The sequence below is a fragment of the Virgibacillus sp. L01 genome (assembly GCF_052246775.1).
GTDB lineage: Bacteria > Bacillota > Bacilli > Bacillales > Amphibacillaceae > Lentibacillus.
Window position 1 is genome coordinate 1,010,259 of record NZ_JBQQCP010000001.1, and the last position, 11,146, is coordinate 1,021,404.

Sequence of the window (11,146 nt, forward strand, 5' to 3'; positions counted from 1 at the left end):
AAATTAATTCTCGACTTAGTCAAACAACCACCACCTTTTCTAAATCATAATCCGTTCGATTATTCTTGTCGGGCTTCCTACAGCCTTACTATATGCTGGTATATGTTCTATCACTGTAGATCCTGCACCAATTACGGACCAGCTGCCAAGATGCTTTCCAGGGATTATTGTAGCCGTTGACCCAACATGAACCCCTTCACCTGATGTAACATTCCCTGTCAACGTTGCGTTTGGTGAAATATGTGTGTAGTCACCGATATTGTTGTCATGTTCAATCACTGCTCCTGTGTTGATAATACAGTGCATCCCTATTTTGGCATTTGCATTAATAACTGCATTTGGCATAATCACAGTTCCATAGCCAATTGCAGCAGACCTGCTGACAACCGCTGTTGAATGAATTACTGATAAAAATTGCTCTGGAAGTAAATTTACTTGGTCTGCTATCTTCTTTCTTATCTTATTTCCTCCAATAGCAACCACGACTCGGGTATCCTGTTGAAGTAATTTAGCTAAGTACGCTATCGGTGCATAAATAATGCCATTTTGTTTAAATCCGCGTTTTTGCTTATCATCTAAAATAGCAGTGACTTGATACTTCACATTAGGAAATAACATCTCCTGTATGACTCTGCTATGTCCACCATCGCCTATAATAATGACACTCATGCTAAAGCACCTCTTTCGTGCCATTAAATTTTTCCATCGTAACAGAATCCCTGCCTGTGATACCTTCTTTTTTGACTACTTTCAAAAAAGTTTTCAGCAGAATTCTGCAGTCAAGAAATAGTGTTCGGTTTACGACATACCACGCATCAAGTCTGAACTTTTCTTCCCAGGTGATTGCATTTCTGCCATTTATTTGCGCCCAGCCAGTAATGCCTGGTTTCACGGTGTGACGTAAGGATTGCTCCTTCGTGTAAAGCGGTAAGTACTCCATCAATAATGGCCTGGGTCCAACTAAGCTCATATCTCCTTTTAAAACATTGAACAACTGCGGGAATTCATCCAGGCTATACTTCCTAAGAAATTTCCCTAGTGGTGTTAGCCTGACATCATCAGATAATTGCTTACTATTATGATAAAATCCGTTCGTCATTGTCCTGAATTTATAAAGATAAAAGGGTTTGCCGTTTAATCCGGGACGCTTTTGTTTAAACAATATCGGTTTTCCCATTCGAATCCGAATAACTATCGCCAATACAATAATTAATGGAGAAAACAATGTAACAATCACTATCGACATGACACTATCCAACAGACGTTTCATTCACCTCTCACTCCCAGGAGATTATTTAGGCATTAAAAAATCCGCTGCATGTTGCTGCACCGGAGATTTACTTGCTTTATTTGTTTCCTTAACTATTTCGTAACCATTCGGATTATTATATTGCCACCGCCATGTATCTTCACACATAACATCTATGTCTCGGGTTGGCTGCCAGCCGAGTAGTTTCCTTGCCTTTGAAGGGTTTGCATAACATATTGCAGCATCACCTGGACGCCTTTCTTCCATACGGTACGGGACTTTCTGATTTGTAGCCCTTTCAAATGCATTGACCATTTCCAGTACGCTATAACCTTTACCGGTCCCAAGATTGAACGCATCTACACCATTGGTAATCTGAATTTTTTTCAAGGCTTTTATGTGACCAGCAGCTAAATCATCTACATGGATATAATCTCTGACTCCTGTTCCATCTCTTGTTGGATAATCATTCCCAAACACCTGTAGTTCCTGTCTTTTCCCAACCGCAACCTGTGCTATATATGGCATTAAATTGTTTGGAATACCACTCGGATCTTCTCCAATACGACCAGTCTTATGAGCTCCAATTGGATTAAAGTATCTTAGTAAAGCAATACTCCATTCGTTGTCTGAACGATATACATCCTGCAAAATTTCCTCAATCATGTGCTTTGTACGACCGTATGGATTTGTCGCTCCAATCCTTGCTTCTTCTGTAATAGGTATGTTGTTACCCGAAGCTCCGTATACAGTCGCTGATGAACTGAACACAAGTTTTTTTACTTCAAATTGTTGCATCACTTCACACAATGTAATAGTTCCTGTAACATTGTTTTTATAATAGCGAAGCGGGTCGCTAACTGACTCACCAACTGCTTTTAAACCCGCAAAATGAATGACTGAATCAATTTTGTTTTCCTTAAACACATTCGTAACGTGTTCTTTATCCAGTAAATCAATATTGTATGCTTTAAACTGTTTTCCTGTAATTTCTTTTACCCGCCTTAACGCTTCATCATTACTATTCGATAAATTATCCAGGACAATGATTTCGTAACCCTCATTAAGAAGCTCCACACAAGTATGACTTCCGATATATCCTGCTCCACCTGTTACAAGAATAGCCATTAAACTCTCCCCCTTTCAGCTACCAAATTAGGTAGTCACTTCTATACATAATATTGAGGTTAATAACATTCTCAAAGAAATAATAAGCAAGGTAACATGCAACAATTCCAAAATAGATAAATTTCTGATCCTTTTTAGTAAACACTTTTACAACCCATGAAATAAGAATTATATGGTATAGATCAAAGTAAATGGAAACCCTGGCAAAAATCCAATTTTGGGTTGATATAATCATAAATACCAATCCAAGTATCGCCATATTTACGATATAATCACTTTCAGGGAATATGCGCCTCAGTTTATCTCTGCCTAAATAGGCAATACCTATTGGGGCTGCTGCTACCGCAACCCTCAGAAAGTTAGCTCCACCTTCAGAAAAGCTTTGGTAATGACCGTACTGCGTATCTTCCAGCGCTGAAAACAATAATGATGAAAAGTACTCAAATCCAACAACAATAAACACAGAAATTATCAGCAATGCTACGGTAGCTTTTGACCATGCTTTATACCTTACTAAAAAGTAGATTGGCAATAAAATAAGTGCACTCTGATGAAATAAAGAAGCCAAAATAATAATCAACGCATACTTTACAAAGCTTCCTTCAATTAAAAACTTTGTGGCTGTGAAGGCAATTGCTGCTGCAAGCACCTGTCTTATTCCATTCATTGATACTAAAAATAGCCCACCGGTTATATAAACGTATAGGCTAATCTCTATCATCCTGGAATAATTATATAAAACCATTACAATAAGCACGTTTGTTATTAAAGCTGCAGTAAAGATCATAATTTGCGGATCTTCTGATATATAGTTCTTCAGCATTCTCTGTAATACGCCAAACCCCATATCACCATGGGATTTGATATATTCCCATGAAAAATCACTTTCCTCGAATATTCTCCTATAAACAAATGTATCTCCAATATTTGAGCGAAGCCCTGAAACAAGCACTAATGATGCTAATGCACCAAACATCAGTACTTTATTCGGTTTGATAGGAACAGGTGATTCAATTCTTCGTGCAGGGGACGCAAAGTGACGTGCAAATAGAGAAAAACTGAATACAATGGCAAGGTTTATCCATAGAATTGTCATCTTAAGTTTCCTTTCAATCTAAAACATTAAACTGTTCTCGTTTTGGTTTTTATATATAGATATAATAGAATTCCTATTGGCAACGCCGGGATAGTAAGCATTTTACTTGGCGTTTCTTGTAAAAATGACCAATTTCGGCCTAATAAACTGCTGGATACATAATGGATTGCTTGCTTAAATTTAAATACAAAACTCGTAAATGGTAGGTTCATTAATTCTTTACGATAAAAGGAAAAGCCATTTGGATTATTCCTGTATTGATGAAACATATTGCGGGAAGATCCATCTGGAAGATATTCAACAGAGCAGATGGCTTCATTCATCAGTAACATTCGGTAATCCTTATCGAGCATATAATATTTGTATGCAAGCCCAACATATTTCTCGCCCCTAAAGATAGGATATGGGTAATTTTTTGTTAATGTTGTCCTATAAACCAACTTTTTGTCACCTGTTACACCATATTTGTTATACAGGTCAAATAACGTTGAATATTTTATATGCTTCGGTAATTTAGTACCGACTATTTTATTATTGTTGAAGACATCCAGACCAATAATGCCACTAACTTTATTACTTCCATACTTTTTCCAGAATGATAGAACCTTTTCAACCGCATCATCTGGCATGTAATCATCTGAATCAATACAAACATTTAATTCCGTCTTTATCAGTTCATATGCGGTGTTATGTGCACCATGCATTCCTTGATTTTCTTGACGGTAATAGTTTATTTCAAGGATGCCTTCCTTGATCCACGTCTTAACCAGCCCTTCCGTATCATCCGTTGATCCGTCATCAACAATTAGCCAAATAAAGTCTTTACATGACTGTCGTTTCAGACTTTCGTAACAAACATGGAGACAATATGCTCGGTTATAGGAAGGAGTGAATACAGTTAGCTGTTTCATATAACCTCATCTCCTAATGCCAGATAGGATGCTTGTGTCTGCCTAGCTGTCTCCCTTATGTCATAGCCTTTTTTAGATAAGGCATTTTGATCTATAACTCTCGTTTTAACCCCTGCTTTTATCTTTAATATACAATTCATCCAATTATTTTTATCAGTTAAAGGAAGACGTTCCACAAGACCGACATCCATATCAACTTCCTTTGTTATCGTATCAGAAATCAAACATGGCAGTCCTGTACCCTGTGCCTCTATTAGAGTTACAGGTAAGCCTTCATATAAAGAAGGAAAAATAAACATATCAAAAGCTTTAAGCAATCGATGTATATCCTGCCTTACTCCAAGTAATTTCACTTTTCCATCCAAATTTAATGCTCTTATTTTTTCCTCAATCTTTGGTTTTAAGGGTCCATCTCCAGCTAATAATAAAACTGAGTTTGGCACTTTTTTATTTATTCCAGCAAAAATTTCTAATAAAAAAAGGTGGTTTTTAGGTGCTGAAAATCTTCCAACATGGCCCAGAACCAACGTGTCTTTCTCAATTTGAAACTCTTTTCTGATGTTGTAATAAGTTTTCTGTGTATAGTGATATTTTTCTGTTTCAATGCCATTTTTCAGGATATATGCCTTTTCAGATTTATTTTTAAATAACCAGTTAGCAGCAGCATGAGAACAAGCATACAAATGATTCGCGCATGAATTAATGTGGCTCCCTGCGTACCACTTATAAAACCTTGATGCAAATCCCCCCTCACTCTCCGTACTATGACTATGAGCAATTCTTACCGGGATGTTCACTTTTTTAGCAGCTCTTAACACAAATCCGCTCATCTTATCCATGTGGGAATGGATAATTTTGTACTCATGGTGTTTTTTCAGAAATTGTTTTAATGCACGATTAAAACCAATATGCCCAACCTCCGTAACATATGGGATACGATGAATCTTTCCACCCATGCTTATTATTTCGGAATCAAAGGCCCCCTTTTTGCACGTTAAAAAATCAAATTGTACCTTTGTGCGATCTATGTTTCGGTAGAGGTTCATGATTAGGGTTTCAGCTCCACCTCTGTTCATATTAACGACAACATGTAATACCCTTAATGGGCTGCCCATACAGGTTCCCCCTCTTCCTCCATATAGGATCGATAAATTATTTCCTTCTCAGCCAATACCTTATTTATAGAATACTTCGAGATAATTGCATTCCTTCCATTTTGTCCGAGCTGACCCTTCATATTGACCGCGCTTGACAGGGCTATTATTTTATTAGCAAATGCCAGCGGCTCCCAATCAGCTAATAACCAGCCTGTTTTATTATTTTGAACAAGTTCTCTATGTCCTCTATTGTCAACTGCTACGACAGGAAGACCACAGGCCATTGCCTCCATGACATTGACGGGGAGGCCTTCTCTGTAGCTTGATGCAACTGCTATATCACACATTGGCAGCAGCTGATCAATATCCTTTCGAAAGCCAAGGAAATCAACCATATGGCTTATTCCAAGGGTATTTGCTAATTGCTGGCAGTCCTCTAATAAAGCTCCTTCTCCAGCAAGCAGTAGCTTTGCATTTGGAACTTTCTCTTTTAGTAAAGCTAATGAGCGAAGGAGAAATTGCTGATTTTTATTTTTATTAAACTCAGCAGCATAAAATAACAAAAAGTCATCGGCATGATAGCCAAATGACTTTTTCAGTTCTGTCCGTTTATTTTCATCGATTGGTTTATAACGTACGGTATCTACTCCTACACCATGAATTTGTTCTGTTCGTTCTGCTTTAAAACGATGTTTAGTGGCAATATTATAATCTTCCTGATTAATAGTGATTAAACTATCCGTGTAACGAGATAAATACTTTTCAATTGGATAATAGATAAGCCAGTTAATAAGTGGTGCACCTTTACAGAAATGAAATCCATGTGCTGTATAGATCACCTTTGTTCCTTGTTTTCTTGTCTGCTTAGCAGCGAGCCGGGTCAGCACTCCTCCTAAGGGGGTGTGACAATGAATAATGGAATATTTATTCTTACTCATAACCTTCTTTAACTGCTTATAGGCTTCAATGTTTAATTTGCTAAAAGGGGATCGTTCAATTGGAATATTATATTGATTATCCGTGTAAGGTAAATTTATGTTTCCCGCTGCAGCAACATCAACATCCCACCCCTGTTCTTTAAACCACTTCATATAAGGCAAATGAAAAGCTTTGAAATGATAATCAACTGTCGCACAGTACAGTATTTTTTTCGTCATGAACATCCCCCCTTTCGCTATTGTTTCTATTTTGTTAATTCTGTTTCGACAACTGTTGAAAGATAATCCAATAAGTCTTTACGCAAATCTTCCCGGTCCAATGCTAATTCTAGAGTTGTTTGGATAAATCCCATCTTTTCTCCAACATCATAGCGCTTCCCTTCAAAATCATATGCATAAACCGTCTCGTGCTTATTAAGCTCTGCGATAGCATCTGTCAGCTGTATCTCATCGCCGGTTCCTGGCTTTTGGTTACCGAGAATTTCGAAGATTTGCGGGCTTAGTATGTATCGGCCTAAGATAGCCAGATTGGATGGCGCATTTTCCTGTTTTGGTTTCTCAACTAGGCTATGAATATTATAGAGATGGTTTTCTATCATGCTCCCGTCTACTATTCCATACCTGGAGACATCTTCATCTTTAACGGTTTGTACGCCTAAGATGGAGGCGCTGTAGCGATTATACTGATTCATTAATTGCTTGAGGCATGGTGTTTCAGATTTAACGATGTCATCTCCCAACAGAACGGCAAAAGGTTCATTTCCGATGAATTTACGTGCACACCAGATTGCGTGGCCAAGGCCTTTTGGTTCCTTTTGACGAATATAATGAATACCCACCATTTTGGAGGATTTTTGTACTTCACTTAATAAGTCGAACTTCCCTTTTTCGAACAAATTTTGCTCCAGTTCAAACGAATTATCAAAGTGATCCTCAATAGCTCTTTTGCCTTTACCTGTTACGATAATAATATCTTCAATTCCTGATTCAATGGCTTCTTCAACAATGTATTGAATCGTTGGCTTATCAACAATTGGCAGCATTTCTTTTGGCATTGCCTTCGTTGCCGGGAGAAATCTTGTTCCTAATCCTGCCGCTGGTATAATGGCTTTTTTTACTTTCATTTTGTTTTGCCCCCTTTATAATGAAATAGCTTTTCTTTGTTGCTGAACAACATCATTATTTGCGAGATTTATTAATTTCTTCCTGAGCATATCTCTTTCTAATTTGGAATAACTTGAAACAATCTCTTCAATATCTTCTACATAAACACTTGTGGTTTTTCCGATATAAATCTTGGAATACACTTGCTTCTCGTTAACTTCATCTTCCTTTAATAATTCTTCAAAAAGTTTCTCACCTGGTCTTATCCCAGTAAATTCTATTCCAATTTCAGCAATGGAATTACCCGATAGTTTGATAAGATTTCTGGCAAGCTCAACTATCTTCACAGGATCTCCCATATCCAGAACAAAGATTTCTCCTCCTCTTGCCAATGCACCGGCTTGAATAACCAATCTCGATGCTTCAGGGATCGTCATGAAATATCGAACCATTTCAGGGTGGGTAACTGTAACCGGGCCACCTTTTTCAATTTGCTTTTTAAATAGTGGAATAACACTTCCGCGACTTCCTAATACATTGCCGAACCTGACCGCAACAAACTTTGTATTGCTATTTTGATCCATGTTTTGGATGACCATTTCAGCAAGTCTTTTTGATGCACCCATAACACTTGTTGGATTAACGGCTTTATCTGTTGACACCATTACGAATGTGTCAACCTTATTTAAATGAGCGGCCTGCGCAATATTTGTTGTTCCGATTATATTATTCTTAACGGCTTCTTCGGGGTTACGTTCCATTAGAGGAACATGTTTATGTGCTGCAGCATGATAGATAACATCAGGATTATATGTACTGACAACCGACATCATCTTTTTAGCATCCTGTATCTCAGCTATTTCTGTTACAAAATCTATTCTCCCATTTTTAAATTTATCCTTGAGCTCCATTTCAATCGTATAGATGCTGTTCTCACCATGACCAAGCAAAATAAGCTGTCTTGGGTTAAATTCCGAAATTTGTCTAGAAATTTCAGATCCGATAGAACCTCCAGCACCTGTTACCATTACAACTTTATCTCTAATGCTGTCTGAAATGCTCTCGATATCCATTTCCACAGACTCTCGCCCGAGCAAGTCTTCTACCTGAACATCACGAAATTGATTAACGGAAACTTTCCCTGTGATCAAATCCTCCAGTAGTGGAAGAATTTTCGTTTGGGCTTTTGTCTTGGCACACTCCTGAAAAATGATGTTCAGGTCTTTTTTACTAAGGGAGGGAATCGAGATAATGATATTATCAATCTCAAATTCTTCCACACATTCTGCTATCCGTTTCACTCCACCTACAACTGGGAGTCCGAGAATGTCAAGCTGATGTTTTCTAATATCATCATCAATAAAAGCAATTGGTAAAAGGTTACCCTCATTATGCTTTAACAGCTGTCTTGCAACCATTGTCCCTGCTGATCCTGCTCCAATAATTAATGTCCTGGTTTTATTGTCCTGCTTATTCATAACCGTGTCACGGTATAATCGCCATACAAATCGTGAACCACCTATTAGGAACATATCAAGCAGCCATGTAACAGCTAATAGTCTAAAAGAAATTTCTTGCAGAAAAGTTAGCTGAATAATAACAGCGGTGAGAATAGAGTAAGATACAATTTTAAAGATAATCAGTAATTCTTTGGTACTGGCATATTCCCAGACTTTTTTGTAGAGTTTGTATTTTATAGAGAAAAAGTAATGACACAGCAATATTGCTAGTGAAATTACCGTTAACGGTAAGGTTATAACATGAATACTGGCATTAACGAGGAAGCTGCTAATAAATATAGCTGATAATACAATACACGAGTCAATAATGATAAACAGAGATAATCGCTGCCGGTACGTCATACATGTCCTCCTTTCTATTAAGGATGATAAATTTTAGAAAACTTGGCTTATCGCCAAGCCTTAGTTGCGCTTATGCAGTAAGAAAGTATTTATACTTTCTTAACTGCTAAAGTTATGTATGTATGGGCATTTAACCCGTCCTCACACCACACCACCGACGACTGGCGTCTAAGGTTTATATTGGATAAACCCACAGCATGATCGAGTGCCTACATCGATAATGGCTAGTAGACATCGCCAAAAATTCTTAATAAAAAATAATAATAGTCACTTAATTCTTAATAACGAACATTTAGAGTAAAAAAATATTTTATGAAACTACTTATTTACAATCACACCTACTATTTCTGCATGGGCAAGGTCCAATACCCTTCTTGCTTCAATGGCTTTCTCCATCCCAGTCTTACCACGCTGCAAAATTAAAACAACACCATCCAATAGATTCGCCAATATCCTGGTTTCAGTAGAACCTAAAACTGTGGGAGAGTCGATCAGCACCATATCGTACTCATTTTTGACTTTCTTTAATAGGTCTGTCATCATCTCATTTCCTAGTAATTCAGCAGGATTAACCAGTGTGGAACCACTTGTAAGCACCTTCAGTTTCCCGATTCCCGGAATGTACGTTGCTTCTTCAAGCAATATCTTCCCAATAAGTACATCAGTTAAGCCAATTTCATTTGATGTTTTAAATACATTATGGATATTCGGATCTCGCAGATTGGCATCAATTAATAATACTTTCTCTTTATGCTGGGCCATGGAAACTGCCAGATTTGCAATTAATGTTGTTTTTCCCTCACCTGATTCTGGAGAGGTAATAAGAAAGGTCTTTTTTTCTTTCTCTTCCGTTAAGAATTTAATATTAGTGCGTATTGTTCTAAATTGGTCGGAAATAATGGAATTAGAACTAGTATATGTGATTAGATTTTGTTTTTTTAACTTGGCTGTTTGCGTCCTTTTATTTAACATCAACTGTTTCACCTCTAACTTCAAGTTGTTTATGTTTCGTTTGCTGGGCCGTTAATTTCTTTTTATTCATATTGGAAACAGTTCCAAGTACATGTACTCCTAAAACCTCTTCAATTTCAAGTTCTTTATTGATTGTGTCATCCATGGAGTCCAGTAAAAACACCAGTCCCGTTCCAGCAATGATTCCAAATACAAATGTAATGATGACGGTTTTATTTTGACCTCCATTTATTGGAACAGAATTCACTGCCGCTTCATTTAATATCTGTACATCTCTAAACTCAAGTATGTTTGCTACTCTGTTTTTAAATGCCACTGCTGTTGAATCGGCAATTGCAGCAGCCAACTGCGGATCAGTATTCGTAACAGCTATATTAATAATCTGGGAATCATCCACTCTTTGTACTTCTATCTGACTTTTGATACTCCCCGGTGGCTGTGATATTCCCAAGTCTTCTTTCACCTTATTCATAACAAGTGGATCTGTAACCATAACCATAATCGTACTCATAGATTTAGCCTCTGAACCAATAATGACATCTGTTGATGTTTGATAAATGGGAGTACTATTGTTACTTGCATAAAAATGTCCAGCCAAGGTAGTGATAATGGTAATCAAGACAATAATCCAAAACCTTTTTTTGATTAGAATAATAAAATCTTTTAAATTCACCTCTTTAGCTGCTCTTCGATCTGTGTAACGATTTTGTTTTAATCTGCTCAATAGACCAACCACCTTCACCTGAAATTTAATGTATATTGCATAAAGCACATTATATTCTTTATAAA

Annotated in this window: 11 protein-coding genes; all 11 read right to left on the bottom strand. The window is 37.3% G+C overall.

Translation table 11 applies throughout. The features are described 5' to 3' along the window. Positions 1-39 precede the first annotated feature (39 nt). Entirely contained in the window at positions 40-669 is a 630-nt protein-coding gene (locus ACTWQM_RS04625; protein WP_443256981.1) for an acetyltransferase, read from the bottom strand. Position 670: 1 nt separating this feature from the next. Then, positions 671-1,270, bottom strand: coding sequence for a sugar transferase (locus ACTWQM_RS04630; protein WP_443256982.1), 600 nt, complete (start codon positions 1,268-1,270; stop codon positions 671-673). A gap of 21 nt (positions 1,271-1,291) precedes the next feature. Continuing rightward, the gene (gene galE / locus ACTWQM_RS04635; protein WP_443256983.1) at positions 1,292-2,377 is read right to left on the bottom strand and encodes a UDP-glucose 4-epimerase GalE; all 1,086 of its coding nucleotides are present in this window, start codon (positions 2,375-2,377) and stop codon (positions 1,292-1,294) included. A gap of 19 nt (positions 2,378-2,396) precedes the next feature. Continuing rightward, complete coding sequence (locus ACTWQM_RS04640) at positions 2,397-3,473, bottom strand: EpsG family protein (RefSeq protein ID WP_443256984.1); 1,077 nt, start codon at positions 3,471-3,473, stop codon at positions 2,397-2,399. 26 nt (positions 3,474-3,499) lie between these two features. Continuing rightward, positions 3,500-4,384, bottom strand: coding sequence for a glycosyltransferase family 2 protein (locus tag ACTWQM_RS04645; RefSeq protein WP_443256985.1), 885 nt, complete (start codon positions 4,382-4,384; stop codon positions 3,500-3,502). Next, positions 4,381-5,499, bottom strand: coding sequence for a glycosyltransferase family 1 protein (locus ACTWQM_RS04650; protein WP_443256986.1), 1,119 nt, complete (start codon positions 5,497-5,499; stop codon positions 4,381-4,383). The genes ACTWQM_RS04645 and ACTWQM_RS04650 overlap by 4 nt, the downstream gene beginning before the upstream one ends. Further along, complete coding sequence (locus ACTWQM_RS04655; protein ID WP_443256987.1) at positions 5,484-6,638, bottom strand: glycosyltransferase family 4 protein; 1,155 nt, start codon at positions 6,636-6,638, stop codon at positions 5,484-5,486. The genes ACTWQM_RS04650 and ACTWQM_RS04655 overlap by 16 nt, the downstream gene beginning before the upstream one ends. A 26-nt stretch (positions 6,639-6,664) precedes the next feature. Then, positions 6,665-7,543 carry a UTP--glucose-1-phosphate uridylyltransferase GalU gene (gene galU, locus ACTWQM_RS04660; RefSeq protein ID WP_443256988.1) on the bottom strand — a complete coding sequence of 293 codons (879 nt, stop codon included), beginning with the start codon at positions 7,541-7,543 and terminating at the stop codon, positions 6,665-6,667. A 15-nt stretch (positions 7,544-7,558) separates the two neighbouring features. After that, positions 7,559-9,385 (bottom strand): polysaccharide biosynthesis protein, encoded by a 1,827-nt coding sequence (locus tag ACTWQM_RS04665; RefSeq protein WP_443256989.1) that lies wholly within the window; start codon positions 9,383-9,385, stop codon positions 7,559-7,561. 318 nt (positions 9,386-9,703) lie between these two features. Next, the gene (locus tag ACTWQM_RS04670; RefSeq protein ID WP_443256990.1) at positions 9,704-10,357 is read right to left on the bottom strand and encodes a CpsD/CapB family tyrosine-protein kinase; all 654 of its coding nucleotides are present in this window, start codon (positions 10,355-10,357) and stop codon (positions 9,704-9,706) included. Continuing rightward, entirely contained in the window at positions 10,347-11,081 is a 735-nt protein-coding gene (locus ACTWQM_RS04675; protein WP_443256991.1) for a YveK family protein, read from the bottom strand. Before ACTWQM_RS04675 ends, ACTWQM_RS04670 begins: the two co-directional genes overlap by 11 nt. Between the last annotated feature and the right edge of the window lie 65 nt (positions 11,082-11,146).